The following is a 25,998-nucleotide window of genomic DNA, read 5'->3' on the forward strand; positions in this document are numbered from 1 at the left end:
GCATACTATAAAAATACCAAACACTTAAGTCACTTTAAAGCAATGATTTGCATGCATAAGATGGGTATCCGGTCGATCGCGTTGATTCTGATTGTGTTATTAGCCGCTACTTCATGTAGTAAAAAGAAGCGACCAACCAGTCTTAAACCTGGTAAAACAAGCTCTAAAACGGGTTTGGCTTACAATGGCAAAGACGGATTTGAGGTCAAACAGTACAAAGCATTGCCAGCAGGCCCCGACCTTGTTTATATCGAAGGTGGCAGGTTTACAATGGGTTCTTTGGAGGAAGAGGTGATGAGCAGACGGGATAATCCAAAACGTACTGTCAGTATCCAATCCTTTTATATGGACCAGACAGAGGTGGCAAATGTCCACTATCTTGAATATTTAAATGCAGTTCAAAGAGATTCATCTGAGGAATTTTACAGTAAAGCGTTACCTGATACCAATGTTTGGTTCAATGAATTATCATTCAACGATTCATATGTAACCATGTATTTGCGCCACCCAGGGTTTCGTTTGTATCCGGTTGTGGGGGTTTCGTGGGTTCAGGCGAATGATTATTGCGCTTGGAGAACCGCAGCAGTAAGCCAGGCAAATAACACAGCAGGGCAAGCAGCAGCAGGTGGCAAAAAGAAAAAAGGGTTCTCTTTCGGCAAGAAGAAAAAGGATGCAGCGGCGGCAGACGCAGCAGTTGCAGCGACGGACGCACCGGCACCGCAGCTTAGAATTGAAAGCGGTTACGTAATGCCTCCTTACCGTCTGCCAACAGAAGCAGAGTTTGAATATGCAGCGATGGCAATGATTGGAACGCAGTATTCTGATGAAAACCAATCCAACCAAAGAATTTATCCATGGGACGGTTCCACAATGCGTCAGCCACGTGGCCGTAAGCAGGGAACCATGTTAGCAAACTTTAAACGTGGTCCTGGTGACTACGCGGGTATTGCAGGCAAATCTAATGACGGAGCGATCATTACTCAGGAAATTCGTTCGTATCCGGCTAACGACAATGGTTTGTATGACATGGCAGGAAACGTAAGCGAGTGGGTTTATGACGTCTATCGCCCGCTTTCAAACAATGATGTAAATGACTTGAACTCTTTCCGTCGCGATGGTTACCAGGACGAAGCTAAAAATTACGATAGTAAGAACGGCAACTCTCTGGTTAACGATAATTTGAGAGTATTTAAAGGTGGTTCTTGGTCAGATGTTGCGTACTGGCTTTCACCAGGAACACGTCGCTACATGGACCAGGATTCAGCGACTGCAATGGTTGGTTTCCGTTGCGCAATGATCGCCACTGGAAGTCACAAAGAATAAGATTAAGATTTCGCATAGTGGAAGGCGTTGCTCACTGAGCAACGCCTTTTTTAATGTTCTGCCAATGCGATGGTCAGAATGGTGAATGACTTGCAGCCTGCCAGTTTTAGCGTTTGCACGCATTCTTCCAGAGTTGCGCCGGTTGTTAACACATCGTCAATGATGATCACGCTTTTGTAGTTAATGTGTTCTTTCACTGCGAAAACGCCTTTCACATTTTCACGACGTGCAATTTTGCTCTTCCCGGTCTGCGTTGCGGTGTGTTTTATTCTTTCCAAAACTGTTGCGGACCAGGGAATGCCGGTTGCATTTGAAAAACCTTCTGCCAGCAGATCGCTCTGGTTATAGCCTCTTATTTTTCGTTTCCTGGTGTGCAAGGGCACACTAATGATCAGTTCTGCTTCCGGCAGCATTCCAGCCGCCATCATTTCCTGACCAAACATAAACCCCAGCAACAGCCCGACATCCTTGTTACCCTTGTATTTCAAGGCATGCAAGAGCCGCTGCACTTTTCCTTTTTTGGTAAAAAGCAAAAAAGAATGCGTTGAAATCACTTCCGGCACATTGACGAACTTATAGCGAATGATATCCTGATGCAGGCCATTGGAATGGATTCTTGGCAATGAAATCATACAGGAGGTGCAAATTGTGGCTTCGTTCCCTACCAGCGAGCGGTCGCAGGCTTCGCAGCATCTTGGGAAAATCAAGTCGCTGAAATCACTTAAAATTTTTTTGAGATTCATTTTTACGGGTTTTGAATAACTTTGCATCACATCAAAATTTACCCCGAATGACCACGCTGATCGTAAATGCACAAGTAGTAAATGAGAATGAGATCAATGAGTTTGACGTAATAATTGAAAATGGTCACATTCAAAGGATCGGAAAAGATTTACAGCATGTCGCAACGGATCGCGTGATTGATGCAAAAGGGCAATATCTGATGCCTGGCATCATTGATGACCAGGTTCATTTCCGCGAGCCGGGGCTTACCTATAAAGCGAATATTTACACAGAGTCAAAAGCAGCCGTTGCTGGCGGTGTCACGTCATTCATGGAAATGCCGAACACGGTTCCTAACGCGCTTACGCAGGATCTTTTGGCAGATAAATACAAAATCGGTGCTGAGACGTCATTGGCGAATTATTCCTTCTTCATGGGCGCTTCCAATGATAACTACGAGGAAGTGATGAGGACGAATCCGGCCGAAGTTTGTGGAATCAAGATTTTTATGGGTTCCTCAACGGGCAATATGCTGGTGGATGCGCCGGATGTTTTGGAAAAAATATTTTCAAACGCGCCTACGATTATCGCCACACATTGCGAAGACGAGCCGACAGTTCGCCAGCGGATGGAGCATTTCAAGGAAAAATATGGGGAGAATGTGCCTTATAACATTCACGCATTGATCAGGAATGAAGAAGCTTGCTTGAAATCATCCACATTTGCGAGCGGACTTGCGCATAAGCATGGCACAAGATTGCACATTCTTCACATCTCGACGGGCGATGAAGTCGTACTTTTTGAGCCGGGAATTCGAAAAAATGGACAGATTTTGTTGCGTGACGGAACGCCAAAATTAGTAACTGCCGAAGCTTGCGTTCACCATTTGTGGTTTGATGCAGAGGATTACCATACGCTGGGCAATAAGATCAAGTGCAACCCTGCCATCAAAGCGCCGCATCATAAGGAGGTAATTTTACAAGCCGTGCTGGACAACCGCATTGACGTGATTGCAACAGATCACGCGCCCCACACGATTGAAGAAAAAGCGCAGGGTTACTGGCAAGCACCATCGGGATTGCCATTGGTGCAGCACACATTAAATGTAATGTTGGAATTAAATAAAGCAGGAAAAATTTCAATCGAAAGAATTGTTGAAAAAATGAGCCACACTGTCGCCGACTTATTTCAAATCAGCAAACGGGGTTATATACGTGAAGGTTATTGGGCAGATTTAATATTGGTTGATACAAATGCGCAAACCAGAGTCGAAGCTTCCAATCTTTATTCGAAATGCGGCTGGTCGCCGTTTGAGGGAGTGAATTTTCAATCCAGTGTGACGCATACCTTCGTGTCAGGAAACCTGGTATATGAAAACGGGAAATTCAATGAAACGCAGAAGGGGCAGCGGTTACTTTTTAGCCGCTAGATATTCGTAGTAGTTTTCAATCACATTCAGGTCAGCTTCGGTCCAATCCAATGTTGGCAATTGCCCGGGCGTAAGCCATAAGATCTGCTCGTGCTCGGATAACGTAATGTTGAGCGTTTTGAGATTGCAAACGAAAGGGACGAGAATGATTTCGCGCCAGCCCTGGTCTTTTGAAGTTTCAGGAAGTTTATTTAGAATTTCAATTTCAACGTCAAGCTCTTCCTTTATTTCGCGTGCGAGTGCTTCTTCGTCTGTTTCTCCTTTTTCAAGTTTACCGCCGGGGAACTCCCACTGCAAAGGGAATGATAATGCAGCGCTACGTTGTCCAGCTAATACTTTTCCGTTATGTTCAATGACAGCACAGGGCACCCTCACAACCAATTTTTCGGAAACAAGCACTTCAATCATAGAGGCGTTTAGTAATTTACCGCAAAATTACAACTTTCAATGTTAATTCGCGATTAATTCTTAAAACTTCGAGGAGTATTTGCTTAAAAAAGTTCTCCTGATCGATACGTCGGCAAAATCCCTAAGTGCTTGTAAGCCTTCTCCGTAACCTCCCGACCGCGCGAAGTTCGTTTCATATATCCTTCCTTAATCAGGAAAGGCTCATAAACTTCCTCGATCGTTTCGGCTTCCTCGCCGCAGGCAGTAGCAATCGTGGAAAGTCCGACTGGTCCGCCTTTGAATTTTTGAATGATCGTCGACAATATGCGATTGTCCATTTCATCGAGCCCGTTCTGGTCTACATCCAATGCAAGCAATGCAATTTCGGCGATTTCGACCGTCACTTTGCCATTGCCCTTCACTTGGGCAAAGTCACGTGTCCGGCGCAAAAGATTGTTTGCAATACGAGGTGTTCCGCGACTGCGGCGGGCAATTTCAAATGCTGCATCGTCTGCCAGCGGAGTGCCGAGAATGGCGGCTGAGCGTTTTAAAATAGTGGTTAACAATTGCGCATCGTAATATTCCAGACGCGCATTAATGCCAAATCTTGCGCGTAGCGGCGATGTTAGCATGCCGGCACGCGTTGTTGCGCCAATTAATGTAAAGGGATTTAATCCAATCTGAATGCTGCGGGCATTGGGGCCGCTATCCAGCATAATGTCAATTTTATAATCCTCCATCGCTGAATAGAGATATTCCTCAACAATGGGATTTAAGCGGTGAATTTCGTCGATAAACAAAACATCGTGCTCCTGCAAGTTCGTCAGCAAGCCAGCAAGATCGCTTGGTTTGTCCAAAACCGGGCCGGAAGTGATCTTAATTCCAGCGCCAAGTTCATTGGCTACAATGTTGGATAATGTTGTTTTCCCCAGTCCCGGGGGGCCGTGCAGTAAGACGTGATCCAGCGCATCCCCACGTTGGCGCGCTGCTTGCACAAATATTTTAAGGTTTTCCAGTATTTTGTCCTGACCCGTGAAGTCGTCAAAAGTAAGCGGGCGCAATGCCCGCTCAATTTCTTTTTCAGTATTGGAAAGATTTTCTTTATCTCCGGACAAATAATCCTGACGCATAATAATCGGCTAAATAAACTTAACCAAAAATACTTGTTTTAATCTGCAAAAAGAAGCTTACCGGATGATCATTACCGAGCCGCGCTTCACATTCGGGGCGCGTTCGGGATAGTAAAGGGCCTCGTAGGAGATCACATAAGGATAGGCGCCTGGCTGCACTTTTAAGCCCTTATAGGTTCCATCCCAGCGATCTTCAATGTTCGTGGATGCGTAAATTACCTCGCCCCAGCGGTTATAGATGCGGATTGAAAAATTGGTATAATAAGCCCCGAAAATTTCCAGAATCTCATTGTGACCTTCGCCGTCTGGCGTGAATGCATCCGGAATAAAGAACCGCGGCTCACACCGGTCCACAACTTCGGTCGATTGCTGCGCCACACAACCCTCTTTATTGACGGCGATCACTGTGTAAGTTCCCTCTGCACCAACAGTTATCGTGCGCGTGGTGTCGCCGGAATGCGGCCATTCATAGGACATTACACCTTGTCCATTTGCATCAAGAATTACCGATTGTCCATCCGGAATGCAAATCGCATATTCAGGCAGCAGATTTAAAATCGGTGAAGGGCGCTCGCCCACTTGAATGGTATCCGAGTTGTAGCAATCGTTGCGGTCTTTTACAATTACAAAATAGGAACCTGGCTGAGCCACTGTAATGTCCCTAGTGTCTTCGCCGGTGCTCCAGTTGAACTCGATCCATCTTTCGCTTGGCACTGTAAGGACGATTGAACTATCGCGGCATAATGTTGTGTCTGGTCCAATACTTACTGCTGGCGGGCGACGTAATGTGATTTCAATGGTGTCAGCAGAAAAACATTCTCCTTGCGGGCCGTTGAAGGCAACGGCAATGTAACGCCCTGTGGCAGTTGCATTGTAAGTTTTTCCACGTCCTACCACTCTTCCACGATTGATCCATGCATAAACCTCAGCCTGAACGCCCATATCCAAAGGAACAAAAGCGCCGCAAGTGTCTTTATCCGCACCCAGGTTAATCGGAGGAGGCGTTTCAAAAATCACCACTTCCTGCACAATGGTGGTGTCTTTACATTTGTTGATTGCGCGCATACGCACCATATATGTGCCTGGCTTCGTGTAGGTGTAAGTTGCTTTTTGCTCTTTGGAAGGAGCTGTGAAGCTTCCGTCGCCTAAGAAATCCCATTGGTAGGTGTCCTCAATTGGGTCGCAGATTGGGCTGGCTTCGAATGTTGTGGGTTCATTTGTGCAAAAACCGTTGGCCTCGAAACCGGGACCAGACGATTCCTGCGTGAAATCCTGCACCATATTCGGCAAACCTAGCTGACTTTTTTTACCGCCTAAACTTACGCCATCACGCTCATATTCAACGCCGGTGAGCGAATTCCCTTCCGGCTCGCCAATTACCGCGAGATAATCACTGCCCTCAATAGCCATATATATCTTTCCGTCAGGGGCGAATTGCAATGCTCCGAACTTTCGAGTGGCTGAACTATCGATGGTGATGGCCGTTTCCGTCAGCAAACTGTCAGGCAATGTGAGATCGTACTGTTTTAAATAAGAACTGGTGCCGTTTTCACCCGAGAATGAAATGTACATTTTCTCCCCGCTGGGCGAAAATTCGATTCCATAAGCTGTGGGCGGCGCGGCTCCCAGATCCACGGTTTTATCATAGGTCAATGTGCCTGTTGAGTCATTGAAACTGAATAATTCAACATAATTTTTGGGTGGGCCGGGAATGATAACCGCCAGTCTGCGTTGTCCGGTGGCACTATCGGGCGACGAAAATTTCATATAACCTTCGGCTTTTCCCAAGCTGTCATGCTTCATGCCCAGTTCAGGAGCACTTGATTCTACCAAACCGCCGGTTGTAGCGTGGAAAATCCGGAATTTGTTGGTTCCGTAATCGTGAGAAATCACCCAGTAAGTGCTGTCGCGATCATTACGTGCAGACACTATACGTTCGGTCGTTGGTTGTTGTAATGTCGTATTTGTTTCAATGATCGCACCCAGGCCATTGTTCCGGCGCATATCCACAACGCTTACCGTTAGCAGTTTTTCACCATTGATATCTGATGTTGTAAATATGTTAAATAAATATTCACAACCCTTACAAGTAGGCTGGGGGACAATGAGAACGGATTGCGTGGAATTCGGGCTTCCTTTCAGCGGGGGGCAATTCCCCGGCTGAAAACAAGGCATGACGTCCCCATTCTTGTTCCAGACCGTTATACCATCGGAATAAAAGAGCAGCTGGCCTTTGGAATTGGCAATAGAAGAAGTTCCTTCGGGCGTATTTAGCTTACCGTCCGTGATTGGTGTGGGCGGATTGTTAGAAAAATCAAGGCCTGCATTTCCTCCAAAATACCATTTGGCACCTTCCTGATTAGCAGGTTCCATACAGATCTTCACATTGATGCGGTCCTGGATTTTACAGCCATTGGGCAAAATAACTTCCACGGAGTAACAGCCTGAGCTATCAACATTTAATGTTTGCGTCGTGTCACCTTTGGGATACCAAACATAGCGTGCCCCATCCGGCGCTCCCTGGGGATAAGGATCCAGGATTAATGTATCGCCAGGACAAATCGTTGTATCCGTTTTCCATTCCTGGAAAGCAGGCGGCAATTCGCCGATTTGAACAACCTTGGAAATGGTCTGTTTTGCGCCGCCTCGTAATGTCCTTAATAGCGTAACTGTGTAAGAGCCAGGTGCCATATAGGAATGTTGCGCAATGCGCCGCGCATCAGTCGCCGCGCCTTCTCCAAAACTCCATTGCCACGCAATAGCCGTACTTAGCGTATCCCTGAATGTGGTTGAGTCGGCTTCGCAATCCGGGTTTTGCATACACTGCCCTTCGACTATAAAGTCCTGAGCACTCGCGAACACTGTGGTCAGCAGTATCAGAAAGAATGTTGAATAAAATATTTGTTGATACTTATTATAAAATCGCCCCATGTTTCGTTACTTGTTCAAACACCCCCACGCAACACAATCAATATTCAGATTACCTGACAATACTAACGAAAATAAAATGTTAAAATTTTGTGCGGTAATGTCGTAAAAACCACTCTAATTTGAATATTAATACGCAATTTGATGATATTTTGTGAATTTAATTTTGTATTTTTTTTGAGCTACTTTTCCTCCGCTCATTAATGTGCGGCAATAAGAAATATTTATGACAAAGCGTTTACTTCTCCTTTTTGTACTGACACTGCTTGGCCTGAAAGGTTGGAGTCAGGACCCGCAGTTTTCGCAATTTTATGCGAATCCGCTATATCTGAACCCGGCACTGGCCGGTGGTGCGCTTGCGCCGCGCGCAACGATCAATTATAGAAATCAGTGGCCATCCTTGTCAGCGAATTTTGTAACAACTTCTATTGGAGCAGACGTTTTTTTGCCTAATTATAATAGCGGGCTTGGTGTTTTGATAACCATGGACAGCCAGGGTCTTGGTAACTTGAAATCAACGGATATAGCGCTGCAATATTCTTACCAGATCCGGTTAAATGAGGTGACTTCGCTTCGTTTGGGTATTCAGGGCGGATTTGCTTCCCGGAAGCTAGATTATTTTGGACTAACATTTGGTGATCAATATAATAATGGAGGACTTACCGGGCAGCCTTCGGAAGATCCGTTTGCAGAGGGCGGGCCGAACGTAAACTATGCAGATTTCGGCTCAGGGTTAATGTTATATTCCGATTGGTATTGGGCTGGTCTTTCCGCACATCATCTAAACCGTCCAAATCAGGCATTTTCATCGGTTTCGGAGGCGAGGTTACCCGTTAAAACCAGTTTTCAGGCTGGATTAAGAATTCCATTTGCAGGATATACATTCCTTGGGGATGAAATTGATAAAGAAAAGACGATTTCTCCTGCTATTATGTACAAAAAGCAAGGGAAGTACGATCAGTTTGATGCCGGACTGTATGCAACCATTGAACCATTGGTCTTGGGAGCCTGGTATCGGGGCATTCCATTTAAAAAATACGAACAAAACATCAACAACCACGAAGCGCTTATTTTCCTCGCTGGTTATCGACAGGATAAATTTTCAATCGGTTATAGCTACGACCTTACTATTTCTACATTAGGAGCGAGCAGCGGCGGGGCGCATGAAATATCACTTTCTTACGTCTTCGACCCGATCGAGTCAAAGCCAAGACGGAGCAAAAGCAGCAAAAAGCAACTTTCCTGTCCTAAATTCTGATTTTCAGGAAACATTGAATCTTATCGGGGTTATTTAGGGTAGAGCAAAAGAACCGTCGTCTTTTTCTTTACAACAATCACCTATTTTAATATTTAAAAGTTTCATGAGTCCACGCTTCACAATCCAAACTTTACTTCTGCTATGCATGACAGTGGCATTTGCCGCTGTCGCAGCTCCACCGAAAAGGGAATTCTACGAGATAAAAATTTATCACCTGAAGGATGCAGATCAGGGAACACGGGTAGAGAATTATTTGAAAGATGCTTACATCCCCGCCATGCACCGCGCTGGTATAAAGAATGTTGGCGTTTTCAAACCTGTTGCTTCGGATACAGCGGCTGCCGGTAAATTGATCTACGTTTTCACACCATTGAAATCACTGGAACAGTTGCTGGATATGCCTAAAACACTTGCAAAAGACGCGGCATATGCTTCTGCTGGCAAAGATTACATAGATGCGGAATTTAAAAATGCGCCTTATGCCCGCTACGAAACGATTGTTTTGCAAGCATTTACAGGCATGCCGATGCATAAAAAGCCGGGATTGACAGGTCCAAAAGCAGATCGCGTTTATGAATTGCGCAGCTATGAAGGTCACACGGAGAAAATTTACCAGAACAAGGTAAAAATGTTCAATGATGGTGGAGAAGTGCCCCTTTTCGAAAGACTTGGTTTCAATGCGGTTTTTTATGCAGAAGTTATCGCCGGAAGCCACCAGCCCAATTTAATGTACATGACCACATTTGATAACAAAGCATCCCGCGACGAACACTGGAAAGCATTCAGTGCCGATGCAGAATGGAATAAATTGAAAGTGAACCCGGAGTATCAGAATAATGTATCCAAAAATACAAGCTTCTTCCTGACTCCAACCGACTACTCAGATATCTAATCCCGGATTGAATGAAAGCTGCTGTTATTAAAAATCTTCACGAGCCTTTGGTTATAGAAGAAGTTGAAAAACCACAGGCCGCCACAGGCGAAGTGATCGTTCAGTTGAAAGCAGCTTCATTAAATCACCGCGATGTCTGGATTCAAAAAGGCCTTTATCCTAAAATCACAACGCCCATTATTCCCGGATCTGACGGAGCGGGAATAGTGAGTGAAGTGGGGGAAGGTGTGGATCCTGATTGGCTTGGTAAGGAAGTGATCATTAATCCTTCGCAAAACTGGGGCGATAATCCAGCTTTTTATGGGGATGAACACAAAATACTAGGTTTGCCGGATAACGGGACTTTTGCTGAATTTGTTAAAGTAGAAGCCCGTTATCTGGTTCAAAAGCCAGCATATCTTTCATTTGAACAAGCTGCGACGTTGCCGCTCGGCGCATTGACTGCCTGGCGCGCATTGCATACCCGTGCAAAATGGCAACCCGGTGATAAGGTTTTGGTAACTGGTGCAGGCGGTGGCGTTGCATTATTTGTGATTCAATTTGCGATTGCAGCCGGTGCGGAAGTTTGGGTAACCTCAGGAAATGACCAGAAAATCCAACAAGCCATTCAGCTTGGAGCCAAAGGAGGCATTAATTACAAAAATCCAACCTGGTTTCGAGATTTGCTCGTAAAAACACGGGGGCCGAAGTTGGGCTATTTTAATGTCATTATTGATAGTGCAGGCGGCGCCGGATTTTCCAAATTGATTGACATCGCAGCTCCCGGAGCAAGAATTTGCTTTTACGGCGGCGGCACGGGCAACATTACCGATATTGTTCCGGCCAAAGTGTTCTTCAAACAACTGAACATTCTCGGAACCACAATGGGCACCGAGTCCGAGTTTCAGGAAATGATAAAATTTGTTGAAGAAAAACACATTATGCCCATCATTGACACCGTTTTTCCATTGGCCGAAGCTGAAAAAGCGTTGCGCTTGATGGATTCGGGCCAGCAGTTTGGGAAAATTGTTTTGAAAATCTAGCTCTTATTTCTGCACGGATTCAATAGCGCCACGAACGCTTCCGTATTGATTCAGCAATTTTTCAGCTTCTTCCGGCCCAACATTCAACTCGTCAATGATCATCTGTTGCGCGCGATTAACCAGTTTTTCATTGGTAAGTTGCATATCGATCATTTTGTTGCCTTTTACTTTACCTAAACGGATCATTACAGCCGTTGAGATCATATTAAGGACTAATTTCTGAGCAGTTCCGGATTTCATTCTCGTGCTTCCTGTTAAAAATTCAGGTCCTACCACGACTTCCACCGGGAATTCCGCGGCCTTTGCGACCGGCGAACCATTATTACAAACAACACAACCTGTTAGCAAGCCTGCTTTTTGCGCTTCATTCAATCCGCCAATTACATATGGCGTGCGTCCGGAGGCTGCTATGCCTATTAATGTATCGTTTTTATTGGGTTGATAGGGCTCCAAATCCAGCCAAGCCTGGTTCCAGTCATCCTCCGCATTTTCAACGGCCTTCCTGATTGCCGTATCCCCGCCAGCAATAATTCCAACCACCAGATCAAACGGAACGCCGAACGTTGGCGGACATTCCGAGGCATCTACAACGCCCAGTCTACCGCTGGTGCCGGCCCCAATATAAAATATCCGTCCACCTTTCTGCATCCGCGGAACAATTTGCGATACAAGCGCTTCTATCTGTGGAAGTGATTTTTCAACAGCATTTGGAACCGTTTTATCTTCTTGATTAATGGAAGATAAAATATCCTGAACGCTCATTTTTTCAAGATCATTGTAATTGGAAGACGACTCGGTGGTTAGCATAAGATTGGATTTTGGAATGGTCAAAAGTAAATATTTTCGTCAAATCATCAATTAGCAAAGTTTAATTTGGTATTAATCTTAGAATATCTTCAAAAAATCGCGCGAATGTTTGGAAAATAAAAAGATACCCTTCTAATTTGTATTGCCAATATGAAATCAGCGAAATTTCGCTAACCAATAATTTTACGCTAATGAAATTCATTTTAATCGTCCCAGTTCTAATTCTAGTCACGTCTTAGCGTGAGTGAGGACGATCGCATATAACCTGGCACCTCACTCACCGCACTGAATGAGGTGTTTTTATTTACCACATATTCACCATGTCGACAGAACTTAACAGATTTTCGAAAACCCTAACACAAGAAGTAACCAATCCAGCAGCGCAGGCCATGCTTTATGGCATCGGGTTGAAGGAAGAAGATTTTGCCAAACCACAAATTGGGATTGCGAGCACAGGTTATGAAGGTAACCCTTGCAATATGCACTTAAACGGACTTTCAGTTTATGTGAAACAAGGTGTTACTGCCAATGATATGATTGGTTTGATCTTTAACACAATCGGCGTTTCTGACGGTATGACCAATGGAAATGACGGCATGCGTTACTCGTTGCCAAGTCGTGATATTATTGCCGATTCAATTGAAACCGTGGTTTCTGCACAATGGTATGACGGTGTGATTGCGGTTGTGGGATGTGATAAAAATATGCCGGGCGCTGTGATGGCGATGGCGCGGTTGGATCGCCCTGCGATTATGGTTTATGGCGGAACTATCCGTTCAGGACATTATAAAGGACAAAAACTCGATATCGTTTCGGCATTTGAGGCGCTTGGAAAGAAGTTTGCCAACAACATTTCAGACGAAGATTTCAAGGGAGTTATTCAAAATTCAATTCCTGGTCAGGGCGCTTGCGGTGGCATGTACACGGCAAACACGATGGCGGCTTCCATTGAAGCAATGGGAATGAGTTTGCCATTCAGCAGTTCTTACCCGGCTACGCATGAAGGCAAGCAGGATGAATGTAAGAAAATCGGCGCTGCGATGAAAAAGCTTTTGGAAATGAATATCACTCCAAAAGAAGTTATTACTAAAAAATCGCTTGAAAACGCATTAACGGTGGTTATGGCGCTTGGAGGTTCCACAAATGCAGCATTGCACTTCCTGGCGATTGCGCGTTCAGCGGGTCTTTCCTTAACATTGGATGACATTCAGGCTATTTCAGATCGCACGCCGTTTATCGCGGATTTGAAGCCAAGCGGTAAATATTACATGGAAGATATTCTGGAAATCGGCGGGGTTCCTGCCATTACTAAATATTTGTATTCCAAAGGCTTGATCCACGGAGATTGCATTACGGTAACAGGCAAAACGGTTGCTGAAAACCTTGCGGAAGCGCCTGATCTTAATTTTGATACACAAAAAATGGTATTCCCATTGGAGCAAGCCATTAAATCAAGCGGTCACATTCAGATCATGTATGGTAACCTTACGCCAAATGGCGCGGTTGCGAAAATCACTGGAAAAGAAGGGATGACTTTCGATGGCGAAGCAAAGGTTTGCGAGCATGAGTCGCAGATCATTAACATGCTTTCAAAAGGTGAAATTAAAGCAGGTCATGTGGTTGTGATCCGTAATGCTGGTCCAAAAGGTGGCCCGGGCATGTCGGAAATGTTAAAACCAACATCGGCAGTAATGGGAGCAGGACTGGGAGACAAGATTGCATTGATCACCGACGGCCGTTTCTCAGGCGGAACGCACGGATTCGTGGTTGGCCACATTACGCCTGAAGCATTCGACGGCGGACCAATTGCATTGGTTAAAGACGGCGACCGAATTTCCATCGATGCCAACACCCGCCAGTTAACATTGCACATTTCCGACGAAGAAATGGCAGCCCGAAAAGCACAATGGGTGCAACCCGCGCCACTTTTCACAAAAGGAATGCTGGGAAGATACATCAGAACCGTAAAATCCGCCAGCGAAGGCTGCGTAACGGACGAAGCGTAAACGAAATAGCCTATGAAAAGCGAATTTAAGTTAGACAGGACAGCATTTCACGCAGGATCTCATCAGGAAACCGAAAAATATTATGCTAAGAATCAACCAAAAACACCAAACGAACGGTTGGTAGCGGCTAATTACCTGAATAGTGTCGCTTTTCAATTTGACATAGATAATCCGCCGAAAATGGACAGAACAGCCTTTTCAATGCGGAAACACACATTGTAATGGCAAATATCTTCAATGATGACTTTCAGGATTTTTTGAAATCATTAAACGAAAGTGAGGTCGAATACATATTGGTTGGCGGTTACTCGGTTATCCTGCACGGATATTCAAGAACAACGGGTGATATGGATATTTGGGTTAATAAGACAAAGAATAACTACTCGAGAATAGCACAGGCATTTGGAAAATTTGGGATGCCGCTGTTTGATATGACTGAGGAAAATTTTTTGTCTAATCCGAAATTTGATGTTTTCACATTTGGAAGAGCGCCCGTTTCGATAGATATCATTACCAATTTGAAAGGCCTGGAATTCGATTATGCCTTCAAAAATGCATCGGATCATATTGTAGACGACCTAACGATCAGGTTGATTCATTACAAAGATCTGATTACAGCAAAAAAGGCGGCCGGAAGGCCAAGAGATATTAATGACATTGAAAATCTTGAAAATTCACCCGACTAAATAAATAGAGGAGTCATGGGATTTAATGAAAATCAAACACAGACATTGCAAGCTGTTGAGCCGGTGGCTTCGATTGCTAAGCCGGAGTTGATCAATGGTTCACATGCGTTGATCCAATCGTTGATAGCGGAAGGCGTTGAGACCATTTTCGGATATCCGGGCGGGGCGATCATGCCGGTTTATGACGCGATTTATGATTATCAGGATCAGGTTAACCACATTCTGGTGCGCCATGAGCAAGGTGCGGCGCACGCGGCGGAAGGTTTTGCACGCATTACGGGTGAAGTGGGCGTCTGCCTGGTGACATCTGGCCCAGGAGCAACGAACCTTGTAACTGGGATCGCTGATGCGATAATCGACTCAACACCAATGGTTTGCATTGTGGGTCAGGTGGCATCTCATTTGCTGGGAACGGATGCATTCCAAGAAACAGATGTAATGGGCGTTACCATTCCGATCACAAAATGGAATTACCAGATTACCAATGCGGATGAAGTTCCTGAAATTATTGCAAAAGCATTTTATATAGCAAAATCCGGTCGTCCGGGACCAGTCCTGATCGACATTACCAAGGATGCGCAGCAGAAGTTGATGACGAGGCCTTTTGTTCACAAAAAATGTGAGAAATTGGTTAGTTATCATCCACGCCTGTCTCCGAAAGAGGAGCAGGTTGCCGCGGCTGCAAAATTGATCAATAATGCGAAACGTCCGTTCGTTTTTTTCGGACATGGGGTTCAGATTGCCAATGCCGAAGCTGAATTAATTCAATTTCTTGAAAAAACAGACATTCCGGCTGCTTCAACATTGCTCGGACTTTCGTCTGTTTCCGTTGACCACCCGAATTATGTGGGCTGGCTGGGAATGCATGGAAATTACGGAACAAACGTCCTTACCAATCAGTGTGACGTCATTATCGCGATAGGAATGCGTTTCGATGACCGTGTAACAGGCGATTTGAGCCGTTATGCAAAGCAGGCGAAGGTTGTTCATATTGAAATTGATCCTGCTGAAATTGACAAGATCGTAAAAGCGGACGCACCTGTTGTGGGTGATGCCAAAAGGGCGCTTGAAATGCTGCTTCCTTTGGTGAAGGAAAATAATCACGAAGCATGGCGCGCTGAATTCAAAAGATACGATGCCATTGAGGATCAGAAAATTACACAGCCCGAACTTGCTCCAACGACGGAAAAGATCAAAATGGCTGAGGTGATCCGCACGCTTTCAAATAAAACAAAAGGGGAAGCGGTGATCGTTGCGGATGTGGGCCAGCACCAGATGATGACGGCGCGTTATTATCAGTTCAAAAAACCGAACTCGTTCATCACTTCTGGTGGATTGGGAACAATGGGCTTTGCATTACCCGCATCATTTGGTGCAAAAGTGGGAGCGCCTGATCGTGAGGTCGTTGCGATCATTGGTGATGGCTGTTTCCAAATGACAATCCAGGAGTTGGGAACCATTGCACAGAGCGGTTTGCCTGTTAAGATCATTATTTTGAATAACAATTTCCTTGGAATGGTGCGCCAGTGGCAACAACTTTTCCACCAGAAACGCTATTCATTCGTTGAGCTGCAAAACCCTGACTTTATCACCATTGCAAAAGGTTTTGGAATAGACGGACATACTTGTGACGCCAGGGAAAATTTGAATGATTCGCTGGACAAAATGCTGGCATCTGACAAGCCATATTTATTGGAAGTGTTGGTAGAAAAAGAGGAAAATGTGTTCCCAATGGTTCCAACCGGAGCTTGCGTGGCAGATATCAGATTGGAATAATTTAGACATTAATTGATCATGACAACATACACCATTTGTGTTTTTACAGAAAATACGATTGGTATTCTGAACAAGATTACCACCATTCTGACGCGCAGACGCATTAACATCGATAGTCTTACGGTTTCCGAAACGGAGCGTAAGGGTATTTCAAGGTTTACCATCGTCATTCGCCATGAGTCGCGCGACGCAGTTGAAAAACTCGTCCGCCAGATCCGTAAGGTGATTGAAGTGCTGGCTGTTTTTGGTTATCTCAATGACGACATCGCTTACAATGAGATCGCATTGTTTAAAATCTCAACACCAATCGGCGCAAAACCGCTTGACATTGAGACCATTAACAAGACATACAAAGCATGGGTCGTTTACTGGCACCTGACTTATGTGATCATTCAGAAGACGGGCACGGAAGAAGAAATTTTTGAATTCTTTGACTACATCAAGCCACACGAGATCCTGGAATTTGTAAGATCGGGCCGTGTTGCGGTAAGCAAGTCTCCTCAAACGCTGGTGGATTATCTTCCTGAGGCTGAGTGGGAGTATTATCAGTAGTCGGGCAACTTTACCTAATATTGTTTTTAAATCGAGTAATCAATAATCCAATCAATAATCAATGGCAAAATTAAATTTCGGCGGGCTCGAAGAAGAAGTAGTAACCCGTGAAGAATTTCCTCTTGAAAAGGCACGTGAAGTACTTTCTAACGAAACCATAGCTGTAATTGGTTACGGCGTACAAGGCCCAGGCCAAAGCTTGAACATGCGCGACAACGGATTCAATGTGATCGTTGGCCAACGCAAAGGAGGTAAATCGTGGGACAAAGCCGTTGCTGACGGATGGGTTCCTGGCGAAACACTTTTCGAATTGGAAGAAGCATTGGCAAAAGGAACAATCATTTGTTACCTGCTTTCCGACGCCGCTCAAATTGAATTATGGCCGACCGTTAAGGCTAACCTTACTGCTGGAAAATCATTGTATTTCTCACACGGTTTCGGTGTAACTTATAAAGATCAAACTGGAATTATCCCTCCTGCTGATGTAGACGTGTATCTGGTTGCTCCAAAAGGATCAGGAACTTCACTTCGTCGTTTGTTCGTAGAAGGAAAAGGCTTGAACTCTTCTTTTGCAGTATTCCAGGATGCGACAGGCAAAGCGCGCGAGAAATGTATCGCAATGGGAATTGGTGTTGGTTCAGGATATTTGTTCGAAACGGATTTTTACCGTGAAGTTACGTCTGACCTTACTGGCGAGCGCGGAACTTTGATGGGTGCTATTCAGGGAATATTCGCGGCACAATACGAAGTGTTGCGTTCTAATGGTCACTCTCCATCGGAAGCATTCAACGAAACAGTTGAAGAATTAACGCAGTCATTGATGCCGCTTGTTGCTGAAAACGGCATGGACTGGATGTACGCGAACTGCTCTACAACCGCACAACGTGGAGCATTGGATTGGTGGAAACCTTTCCGCGACGCTACCAAGCCTGTTTTTGAACAACTTTACAACTCTGTAAAAAGCGGCGAGCAAGCTAGAATCTCCATCACACGTAATTCACAATCGGATTATCGCGTGAAATTGGAAGAAGAGTTGGCTGAGCTTCGCGAATCAGAAATGTGGAAAGCCGGCAAAACTGTTCGCAGCCTGCGCCCGGAAAATAACTAATAAGAATTATCAATTTGATTAGATATAAAAGCTTTGCAAATGCAAGGCTTTTATATTTTAACAGCAATGGATACAGCTCACTCCGCTCCGACATTAGACAATATTTTTCTCGCTGCTGAAAGGCTTCGCGGGGTCATTAACCACACACCAATATTTTACAATGCACATCTTTCCGAGCATTATCAGGCTAATATTTATCTGAAAAGGGAAGATTTACAAACCGTGCGTTCCTACAAAATTCGGGGTGCGTATAACAAAATGGCAAGTATGTCAGCCGAAGCACTTGCAGGTGGAATCGTGTGCGCAAGTGCAGGTAACCATGCGCAAGGCGTTGCATATGCATGTAGGAAAATGCAGGTTAAGGGCGCGATTTTCATGCCGACGACCACGCCTGCGCAGAAGATCAAACAAGTAAGGTTATTTGGAAATGAATGGATAGAAGTACATCTGGTAGGAGATACTTACGATGATGCATATTATGCGTCAAAAGAATATCAAACCATTACGAATGCCGTTTTTGTGCATCCATTCGATGATTTGCAAGTGATTGAGGGTCAAGGAACGGTTGGTTTGGAGATTTTTAAAGATGCCGATTTCAAGATTGATTACTTATTGATGGCGATTGGCGGCGGAGGTTTGGCATCAGGCATTTCAACTGTTTTTAAGCAACTTTCTCCTAAAACAAAGTTAATTGGCGTTGAGCCCGAAGGTTCGCCAACCATGTATCAGGCCATACAGGAAGGTCATGTTGTGACATTGGAACACATTGACAAATTCGTCGATGGCGCAGCTGTCCGCAGGGCTGGCGAAATCACATTTGAGATTTGCAGCAAAAGTCTGGACAAAGTGATCCTCGTTCCGGAAGGCAAAGTTTGCTCGTCCATTTTGCAGCTTTACAATGAAGAAGCCATCGTTGCTGAGCCAGCAGGAGCACTCACCGTTGCTGCTTTGGATCTGATAAAAGACGAAATCAAAGGTAAAAACGTCGTCGCACTGATCAGCGGAGGCAATAATGACATTACAAGAACCGAAGAAATCAAAGAGCGCTCGCTACTTTACGAGGGCTTAAAACATTACTTCATCATTCGCTTCCCACAACGCTCCGGCGCATTCCGCGAATTCCTGAATGTCCTCGGTCCAAACGACGACATTGCCCGTTTCGAATACGTAAAAAAAACGAACCGTGAGCAAGGCCCGGCATTAGTAGGCATCGAACTCAAACACCGCGAAGATTTCGCACCATTAATCGAGCGAATGGACGCGAATCGGGTGGTTTACGAGTATTTGAATGATCAGCCGGATTTGTTTCAATTTATGGTTTGATATGCTCCGCGTTCCATCCGATATCAGCTCTCAGGAATTTGAGTCTTTGAAGATTCAGGATATGACTTTTGTTGCCTATCGCAATGAGGTTTATCCGTCCAAATATGATGTGTTTTTCGAAGAGCATGCGGTGATTGTGGTTTTGGAGGGGGAGAAGAAATTTACGAGTCCGACGCAGGAAGTGCATGTTGAGAAAGGCGACATTTTGTTTGTTCAGCGTGGTTTCTATTTAATGTCGGAGTCTATTAATGAATCTTACAAAAGTCTTGTTTTCTTTTTTGATGAAAAGCTTTTAAAGGAATTTGTTAGCCTGCACCCTGAACTTTTCAATCCCGCAAAAGCAACACCAGTTCTTGAAAATCCAATTTTGCTGTTGAAATCAGATGAGAATTTTGAAAAGTTTATTCAGTCGGTCTTTCCTTATTTTAAGTCTAGGACTGAATTAAAAAACCATTTTCTGCGCTTAAAATTTCAAGAATTACTGCTTCATTTGCTGGAATTGGACAATTCAAAACAACTCCGCGCCATTCTTTATAGTTTGTACAAAGGTGAAAAAGCCGATTTGTCGTTCATGATGAACACATATTATTTGAAACCTTTAACATTGGATGAATTAGCGCGCTTATCCGGAAGAAGCCTTTCCGCGTTTAAAAGAGATTTCCAGGACGAATTCAAAACATCACCTGCGCTTTGGCTCAAAAATAAAAGGCTTGATTATGCGGATTTTTTGTTGAGAAACAGCACCAAAAACGTCTCCGAAATCAGCACAGAGATTGGTTATGAAAGCGTTTCGCACTTTATAAAGACTTACAAGGAGAAACACGGAAGGACGCCGAAGAAGCATGGCTGATTTGCCTTTTTGTTTTAAAAAACCTAGCTTCAACGATCACATTCCATTCCTATGAACACTCAAACTGTTTTAGATCGGCTTAATAAATCCAAAGGATATTTTTTTACAAAATATCCTTTAAAATCAATGGCTCTTTTTGGCTCCTATGCCCGAAACGAAGCAACCGACAAAAGCGATGTGGATATTCTTGTCGAGTTTTCTGCTCCTATTGGCTTTGAATTTGTTGACCTTGCGATGGAGCTGGAAGATGTGCTGCAAACCAAAGTAGATCTCGTAAGTAAAAGAGGCTTGAAAGCGCCATTACTGCCTTACATAGAGAAAAACTTGATCTATGTCTGAGCGAGCGCCATCCATATTATTCTTGGATATGCTGGATTCTGTTGAGACAGTTTTGGATTACACGTCCGGAATGAGTTTTGATAATTTCATGAATGATAGGAAAACGCGGGATGCTGTAATTAGAAACATTCAGGTGCTTGGAGAGGCTGCGAACCGTGTTCCCAAGGAAGTTAGAGAACAATATCCCGACATTGAATGGATGCGCATTATCAGATCAAGACACATTCTTGTGCATGATTATGCCGGGATTGACTTTGAAATTGTTTGGCGAATCATTGAAGTGCATTTGCCACCGCTTCGGGATGCACTGTTAATAATGACAGATAAGAGCTAGTTGTCTTAACAGCAATAACAATTTCCGCTCAAACTTCTTCGAAAAACCAAAATCGCTATTTTTTGAACCTTTAACGTTATACTTATTACCTTGAATTTATGGTAATTTGTAATCTCAGTTCTCCTTTTATGAAAACAGCGATTAATGTCGCAATTTCTTAGAGGTCAGTCTTGAAGAGGCGAAATTTTAATAATAAAAAAATGAGTAATCAAGCAAATACCCTTTTCGACAAGGTGTGGGACGCACATGTTGTTCGCAAAATTGCAGATGGTCCGGATGTGTTCTTCATCGACCGTCATTTCATCCACGAAGTAACCAGCCCGGTTGCGTTTCTCGGACTGGAAAGCAGAAATATCGGTGTAATGTATTCTGAAAGAACATTTGCCACAGCCGACCACAACACACCGACGATTAACCAACACCTCCCGGTAGCGGATCCACTTTCTGCAAATCAGCTGAAAGCATTGGAAACCAACTCATTAAAATACGGCATTTCACACTGGGGCCTTGGTCACGCCAGAAATGGAATTGTACACGTGGTGGGTCCGGAAAATGGAATTACACTTCCCGGCATGACGATCGTTTGCGGGGATTCTCATACATCCACGCACGGTGCTTTTGGCGCAATTGCCTTTGGTATAGGCACTTCTGAGGTTGAAATGGTGCTTTCTTCGCAATGCATTATGCAGCCGAAGCCTAAGAAAATGCGTGTGAATGTTGTTGGAGAGTTAGGCAAAGGAGTTACGCCAAAAGACGTTACATTATATATCATTTCAAAACTGACAACTGCCGGCGCAACGGGATATTTCGTTGAATACGCAGGTGAGGTTTTTGAAAAAATGAGCATGGAAGGCCGTATGACGGTTTGTAACATGAGCATTGAAATGGGCGCGCGCGGAGGAATGATCGCCCCGGACGAAACCACTTTTGCATACATTAATGGCCGCGACCAGGCGCCAAAAGGCGAAAAATGGGATAATGCTTTGGCATACTGGAAAACATTGAAGACAGACGAAGGGGCTGTTTTTGACAAAGAATACACATTCGATGCGGCTGACATTGAGCCGATGATCACTTACGGAACGAACCCGGGAATGGGTCAGGGAATTTCCAGGAATATCCCAACTTCGGAACAAGTTGAAGGTGGAAAGTCTACATACGATAAGTCATTGGCTTACATGGGCTTTCATGAAAACGAATCCATGTTAGGCAAAAAAATTGATTACGTTTTTATCGGAAGCTGCACAAATGGACGCATTGAAGATTTCCGTGCATTTGCTTCTATTGTAAAAGGTCGCAAGAAAGCGGATAATGTGACGGCTTGGGTTGTTCCTGGTTCGCACATTGTGGAGGCGCAGATTAAGGAAGAAGGAATTCTTGACATTCTTACGGAAGCTGGTTTTGAACTTCGTCAGCCAGGATGCTCAGCTTGTCTGGCAATGAATGATGACAAGATTCCGGCTGGAAAATATGCTGTCAGCACTTCAAACCGCAATTTCGAAGGTCGTCAGGGCCCGGGCGCAAGAACGCTTCTGGCTAGTCCGTTGGTGGCTGCCGCTGCTGCGGTAACCGGAGTAGTTACAGACCCTAGAGATCTTCTTTAATTCAAACCCGACATTAACATGGCATACGATAAATTCACATTATTAAGAAGTACGGCAGTTCCTTTGCCGATCGAAAACGTTGATACAGACCAGATTATCCCGGCGCGTTTTCTTAAAGCGACCAAACGCGAAGGATTTGGTGATAATCTTTTCCGCGACTGGCGCTACAATGGTGACGAGACGCCGAAGGCTGATTTCGTTTTGAATAATCCAATTTACAAAGGAAAAATCCTCGTAGGCGGTCACAATTTCGGAAGCGGATCGAGCCGTGAGCATGCTGCATGGGCGATCTATGATTACGGATTCCGTTGTGTTGTTTCCAGCTTTTTTGCAGATATCTTTAAAGGTAACTCATTGAATATCGGGATTTTACCAGTTCAGGTAAGCCCGGAATTTCTGGATAAAATTTTCCTTGCCATTGAGGCGGATCCTAATGCAGAGTTTGAGGTAAATCTGGAAGAACAGAAGATCACAATCGTTAGCTCTGGTGAATCAGAAACTTTCGACATCAATGGTTATAAAAAACATAACATGATCAATGGTTTTGATGATATCGATTATCTGCAAGCCATGAAAGGAGAGATTAAGGAGTTTGAAGCAGAAAGAATTTATTAAGCCGCCGGCCGCACGCCTCCTATGAACAGCCGCTATATTGAAATAATGGACACGACACTTCGCGATGGTGAGCAAACCAGCGGAGTGTCGTTTTCCGCATCAGAAAAGTTGACAATTGCTCAGATTCTCTTGCAGGAAGTGAAGGTTGACCGCATTGAAGTTGCTTCTGCCCGGGTTTCGGAAGGAGAATTTCAGGCCGTTCAAAAAATCACGGAATGGGCCAAAGCGAATGGATTTCTAGATAAAATTGAAGTCCTGACCTTTGTGGATGGTGATTCTTCCATTAACTGGATGTTAGAGTCCGGTGCGCGGGTGATGAATCTTTTGACCAAAGGGTCGCTGAATCATTTGAAACATCAGCTAAAAAAATCGCCTCAGGAGCACTTCGAAGACATTCGAAAGGTGATCGAGCTAGCCGAAAATAGCGGTATTGACTGCAATGTTTATCTTGAAGATTGGAGCAATGGTATGCGGGATTCGCCCGAATATGTTTTCCAGTCGCTTGATTTCCTGGTTACGCAGCCGGTTAAAAGGATTCTTTTGCCCGACACATTAGGCATATTAACGCCTTCTGAGTCTTACAAATTTGTAAAATCCATCGTCGACCGTTATCCCAACAGCCATTTCGAATTCCACGCGCATAATGACTATGACCTGAGCATTGCAAACGTCATGGAAGCATTGCGTGCAGGTGCGCACGGGTTGCATTTGACGGTGAATGGCATGGGTGAAAGAACGGGCAATGCGCCTCTGGCGAGCACGATTGCAGTAATTAATGATCTTATGCCGGAGTTTAAGACCTCTGTGAATGAGCGGTCATTGTATTCTGTAAGTAAGTTGGTCGAGACATTTTCGGGGATTCGAATTCCTTCTAATAAGCCGATTGTAGGGGAAAGCGTTTTCACGCAAACCGCTGGTATTCACGCAGATGGCGATAAAAAGAACAATCTCTATTTCAGTAAGTTAATGCCTGAGCGCTTTGGCCGTCAGCGGCTATATGCTTTGGGTAAAACTTCTGGAAAGGCCAACATTGAAAATAATCTGAGGGATCTGGGGATTACGCTTACAGATTCGGACCTCAAAAAGGTTACGCAACGAATTATTGAGCTCGGCGATCGCAAAGAAGCGGTAACGCCTGAGGATCTTCCGTATATTATTTCGGATATTCTGGCGAGTAATGCGATTGAGGAGAAAGTCGTGATCGTCAATTATGTGCTGACGCATTCGAAAAATTTGAAGCCTTCGGCCACATTACAGATCAGGTTCGAGGACGAGATTTTTGAGGAAAATGCACAGGGAGACGGTCAGTATGACGCATTTATGAATGCATTGAAAAAAATATATTGCCGGAAAGGAATCAGCTTGCCAATGCTAACGGATTATGCAGTTCGCATTCCGCCCGGCGGTAAAACGGATGCCCTTTGCGAAACCATCATTACTTGGGCCATCAACGGTAAGGATGTGAAAACGAGAGGTCTGGATTCCGATCAAACCGTTTCCGCAATCATGGCCACGCAAAAAATGCTGAACTTGATCGGCATTCCATCTGCAACAGAGCTAACGCCGGAAATTCCTTTGGTTGTGGCAGTTTAGTCTGATGCTCTATTGATCAAATACTTTTAAACTACTGATTATCAATTCAAACAATTAATGAAGAAAAACATCCTAATCGTTCCGGGTGATGGAATCGGACAAGAAGTTACAGAAGTTGGAAAAAATGTTTTGGTAAAAATTGCCGAGAAATTCGGACATGAATTTATCTACGACGAAGCATTAATGGGCCACGTTGCAATTGAAGCAACCGGAAACCCACTTCCTGATGAAACGCTTGAAAAAATGCGCAATTCGGACGCGATCCTTTTCGGAGCAGTGGGCCATCCTAAATATGACAATGATCCAACTGCAAAAGTGCGTCCGGAGCAGGGCTTGCTGAAAATGCGTAAAGAGTTGGGTTTATATGCCAATTTACGCCCTATTAAGCTGTTTGACGAGCTTCTGGGTGCTTCTTCAATCAAACCTGAAATCCTGAAAGGTTCGGATATTCTCTTCTTCCGGGAGCTTACGGGGGATATTTATTTTGGTGAAAAAGGTCGTAAAAACGATAACAACACAGCTTACGACATTGCAGAATACAGCAGATATGAAGTAGAACGCATCGGCCGCAAAGCATTCGAAGCGGCTCGCACGCGCGGCAAAAGATTAATGTCAGTTGATAAGGCTAATGTCTTGGAAACAAGCCGTTTGTGGAGAGAAGTGATCCAGGCGCTTGCTCCTGAATATCCCGATATTGAAGTTGAACACCAGTTTGTGGATTCGGCTGCCATGTTATTAATCAAAGACCCGAGACGTTTTGACGTTGTGGTTACAGCGAATTTGTTCGGAGATATTCTGACGGATGAAGCTAGCCAGATTGCGGGTTCAATGGGCATGCTGGCGTCTGCTTCTGTGGGGGATAGCACGGGTGTTTACGAGCCCATTCACGGTTCCGCGCACGACATTACGGGTAAGGGCATTGCTAACCCTTTGGCTTCTGTTCTTTCCGCGGCATTGCTGCTGGACATTTCTTTTGGTTTGAAAGAAGAGTCAGATGCAATCATCGCAGCGGTGGACAAACTGCTTAAAGACGGTTTCAGGACAAAAGATATTGCAGATGCTTCCACACCAGCACATCTGCTTCTCAACACGCAATCGGCTGGTGCTGAGCTCTTGAAAAGAATCTGATTTTAAAGAAGTTTTACCAAATAATATTTGTTTGAAGGAAAACTTATGTTTTATTTGCAGAACAAAATGTTGTTAGCGAAATTTCGCAACCTGATATCATGAACGCACTCGAATTAAACCTTAATCTCCCTATTTTACTAATACCGTGAAGACGGGAAAGGTTGTGTTTTGATTCGTTTAAAACC

At 44.5% G+C, this 25,998-nt stretch carries 24 protein-coding genes; 19 read left to right on the forward strand and 5 right to left on the reverse strand.

Annotation, left to right across the window (positions count from 1 at the left end):
- Positions 1 to 51 precede the first annotated feature (51 nt).
- Positions 52 to 1,323 (forward strand): SUMF1/EgtB/PvdO family nonheme iron enzyme, encoded by a 1,272-nt coding sequence (locus tag NFI81_RS20140; RefSeq protein ID WP_234615319.1) that lies wholly within the window; start codon positions 52 to 54, stop codon positions 1,321 to 1,323.
- Positions 1,324 to 1,373: 50 nt separating this feature from the next.
- Here the strand turns inward: NFI81_RS20140 and NFI81_RS20145 are convergent, their stop codons facing one another.
- Positions 1,374 to 2,066, reverse strand: coding sequence for a ComF family protein (locus NFI81_RS20145; protein ID WP_234615318.1), 693 nt, complete (start codon positions 2,064 to 2,066; stop codon positions 1,374 to 1,376).
- 47 nt (positions 2,067 to 2,113) lie between these two features.
- Between NFI81_RS20145 and NFI81_RS20150 the strand changes: the two genes are divergently transcribed.
- Positions 2,114 to 3,475 carry a dihydroorotase gene (locus tag NFI81_RS20150; RefSeq protein ID WP_234615317.1) on the forward strand — a complete coding sequence of 454 codons (1,362 nt, stop codon included), beginning with the start codon at positions 2,114 to 2,116 and terminating at the stop codon, positions 3,473 to 3,475.
- Here the strand turns inward: NFI81_RS20150 and NFI81_RS20155 are convergent.
- The 3 genes from NFI81_RS20155 to NFI81_RS20165 all read right to left on the reverse strand — a co-directional run bounded on the left by NFI81_RS20155 (position 3,458) and on the right by NFI81_RS20165 (position 7,812).
- Positions 3,458 to 3,883 carry a (deoxy)nucleoside triphosphate pyrophosphohydrolase gene (locus NFI81_RS20155; RefSeq protein WP_234615316.1) on the reverse strand — a complete coding sequence of 142 codons (426 nt, stop codon included), beginning with the start codon at positions 3,881 to 3,883 and terminating at the stop codon, positions 3,458 to 3,460. The two genes, NFI81_RS20150 and NFI81_RS20155, sit on opposite strands and share 18 nt — an antisense overlap.
- Before the next feature lie 83 nt (positions 3,884 to 3,966).
- A complete protein-coding gene (gene ruvB, locus NFI81_RS20160; RefSeq protein WP_234615315.1) occupies positions 3,967 to 4,992 on the reverse strand; it encodes a Holliday junction branch migration DNA helicase RuvB in 1,026 nt (341 codons plus the stop codon).
- Between the two features lie 57 nt (positions 4,993 to 5,049).
- Positions 5,050 to 7,812 carry a PKD domain-containing protein gene (locus NFI81_RS20165; RefSeq protein ID WP_234615314.1) on the reverse strand — a complete coding sequence of 921 codons (2,763 nt, stop codon included), beginning with the start codon at positions 7,810 to 7,812 and terminating at the stop codon, positions 5,050 to 5,052.
- Between the two features lie 334 nt (positions 7,813 to 8,146).
- Between NFI81_RS20165 and NFI81_RS20170 the strand changes: the two genes are divergently transcribed.
- The 3 genes from NFI81_RS20170 to NFI81_RS20180 all read left to right on the forward strand — a co-directional run bounded on the left by NFI81_RS20170 (position 8,147) and on the right by NFI81_RS20180 (position 11,092).
- Positions 8,147 to 9,178 carry a PorP/SprF family type IX secretion system membrane protein gene (locus NFI81_RS20170; RefSeq protein ID WP_234615313.1) on the forward strand — a complete coding sequence of 344 codons (1,032 nt, stop codon included), beginning with the start codon at positions 8,147 to 8,149 and terminating at the stop codon, positions 9,176 to 9,178.
- 145 nt (positions 9,179 to 9,323) lie between these two features.
- A complete protein-coding gene (locus NFI81_RS20175) occupies positions 9,324 to 10,070 on the forward strand; it encodes an NIPSNAP family protein (protein ID WP_234615312.1) in 747 nt (248 codons plus the stop codon).
- 11 nt (positions 10,071 to 10,081) lie between these two features.
- Complete coding sequence (locus NFI81_RS20180; protein WP_234615311.1) at positions 10,082 to 11,092, forward strand: zinc-binding dehydrogenase; 1,011 nt, start codon at positions 10,082 to 10,084, stop codon at positions 11,090 to 11,092.
- A 3-nt stretch (positions 11,093 to 11,095) separates the two neighbouring features.
- On the opposite strand, the gene murQ is transcribed toward NFI81_RS20180, so the two are convergent.
- Positions 11,096 to 11,899, reverse strand: coding sequence for an N-acetylmuramic acid 6-phosphate etherase (gene murQ, locus NFI81_RS20185; protein ID WP_234615310.1), 804 nt, complete (start codon positions 11,897 to 11,899; stop codon positions 11,096 to 11,098).
- A gap of 320 nt (positions 11,900 to 12,219) precedes the next feature.
- Here murQ and ilvD point away from each other — a divergent pair, with 320 nt between their 5' ends.
- The 14 genes from ilvD (at position 12,220) to leuB (ending at position 25,813) form a co-directional block, all read left to right on the forward strand.
- The gene (gene ilvD, locus NFI81_RS20190) at positions 12,220 to 13,905 is read left to right on the forward strand and encodes a dihydroxy-acid dehydratase (RefSeq protein WP_234615309.1); all 1,686 of its coding nucleotides are present in this window, start codon (positions 12,220 to 12,222) and stop codon (positions 13,903 to 13,905) included.
- Positions 13,906 to 13,917: 12 nt separating this feature from the next.
- Positions 13,918 to 14,127, forward strand: a complete 210-nt coding sequence (locus NFI81_RS20195; protein WP_234615308.1) for a hypothetical protein — start codon at positions 13,918 to 13,920, stop codon at positions 14,125 to 14,127.
- Entirely contained in the window at positions 14,127 to 14,591 is a 465-nt protein-coding gene (locus tag NFI81_RS20200; RefSeq protein ID WP_234615307.1) for a nucleotidyltransferase, read from the forward strand. The genes NFI81_RS20195 and NFI81_RS20200 overlap by 1 nt, the downstream gene beginning before the upstream one ends.
- 15 nt (positions 14,592 to 14,606) lie before the next feature.
- A complete protein-coding gene (gene ilvB, locus NFI81_RS20205; RefSeq protein WP_234615306.1) occupies positions 14,607 to 16,367 on the forward strand; it encodes a biosynthetic-type acetolactate synthase large subunit in 1,761 nt (586 codons plus the stop codon).
- Between the two features lie 18 nt (positions 16,368 to 16,385).
- The gene (gene ilvN / locus NFI81_RS20210; RefSeq protein ID WP_026631940.1) at positions 16,386 to 16,919 is read left to right on the forward strand and encodes an acetolactate synthase small subunit; all 534 of its coding nucleotides are present in this window, start codon (positions 16,386 to 16,388) and stop codon (positions 16,917 to 16,919) included.
- A gap of 61 nt (positions 16,920 to 16,980) precedes the next feature.
- Positions 16,981 to 18,027, forward strand: coding sequence for a ketol-acid reductoisomerase (ilvC, locus tag NFI81_RS20215; RefSeq protein ID WP_234615305.1), 1,047 nt, complete (start codon positions 16,981 to 16,983; stop codon positions 18,025 to 18,027).
- Positions 18,028 to 18,093: 66 nt separating this feature from the next.
- A complete protein-coding gene (gene ilvA, locus NFI81_RS20220) occupies positions 18,094 to 19,350 on the forward strand; it encodes a threonine ammonia-lyase (protein WP_234615304.1) in 1,257 nt (418 codons plus the stop codon).
- A 1-nt stretch (position 19,351) separates the two neighbouring features.
- Positions 19,352 to 20,200, forward strand: a complete 849-nt coding sequence (locus tag NFI81_RS20225; protein WP_234615303.1) for an AraC family transcriptional regulator — start codon at positions 19,352 to 19,354, stop codon at positions 20,198 to 20,200.
- 51 nt (positions 20,201 to 20,251) lie between these two features.
- On the forward strand, positions 20,252 to 20,539 hold the full coding sequence (locus NFI81_RS20230) for a nucleotidyltransferase family protein (RefSeq protein WP_234615302.1): 288 nt from the start codon (positions 20,252 to 20,254) through the stop codon (positions 20,537 to 20,539).
- Positions 20,532 to 20,873: a HepT-like ribonuclease domain-containing protein gene (locus tag NFI81_RS20235; RefSeq protein ID WP_234615301.1), complete on the forward strand. Its 342-nt coding sequence runs from the start codon at positions 20,532 to 20,534 to the stop codon at positions 20,871 to 20,873. Before NFI81_RS20230 ends, NFI81_RS20235 begins: the two co-directional genes overlap by 8 nt.
- A 200-nt stretch (positions 20,874 to 21,073) precedes the next feature.
- A complete protein-coding gene (gene leuC / locus NFI81_RS20240; protein WP_234615300.1) occupies positions 21,074 to 22,477 on the forward strand; it encodes a 3-isopropylmalate dehydratase large subunit in 1,404 nt (467 codons plus the stop codon).
- An 18-nt stretch (positions 22,478 to 22,495) separates the two neighbouring features.
- Positions 22,496 to 23,092 carry a 3-isopropylmalate dehydratase small subunit gene (gene leuD, locus NFI81_RS20245; RefSeq protein ID WP_234615299.1) on the forward strand — a complete coding sequence of 199 codons (597 nt, stop codon included), beginning with the start codon at positions 22,496 to 22,498 and terminating at the stop codon, positions 23,090 to 23,092.
- A gap of 21 nt (positions 23,093 to 23,113) precedes the next feature.
- Positions 23,114 to 24,685: a hydroxymethylglutaryl-CoA lyase-like TIM-barrel protein gene (locus NFI81_RS20250; RefSeq protein ID WP_234615298.1), complete on the forward strand. Its 1,572-nt coding sequence runs from the start codon at positions 23,114 to 23,116 to the stop codon at positions 24,683 to 24,685.
- 57 nt (positions 24,686 to 24,742) lie between these two features.
- The gene (gene leuB, locus NFI81_RS20255; protein ID WP_234615297.1) at positions 24,743 to 25,813 is read left to right on the forward strand and encodes a 3-isopropylmalate dehydrogenase; all 1,071 of its coding nucleotides are present in this window, start codon (positions 24,743 to 24,745) and stop codon (positions 25,811 to 25,813) included.
- Positions 25,814 to 25,998: the final 185 nt, after the last annotated feature.

Origin of the sequence: Dyadobacter fanqingshengii (assembly GCF_023822005.2) — a bacterium.
Classification (GTDB): domain Bacteria; phylum Bacteroidota; class Bacteroidia; order Cytophagales; family Spirosomataceae; genus Dyadobacter; species Dyadobacter fanqingshengii.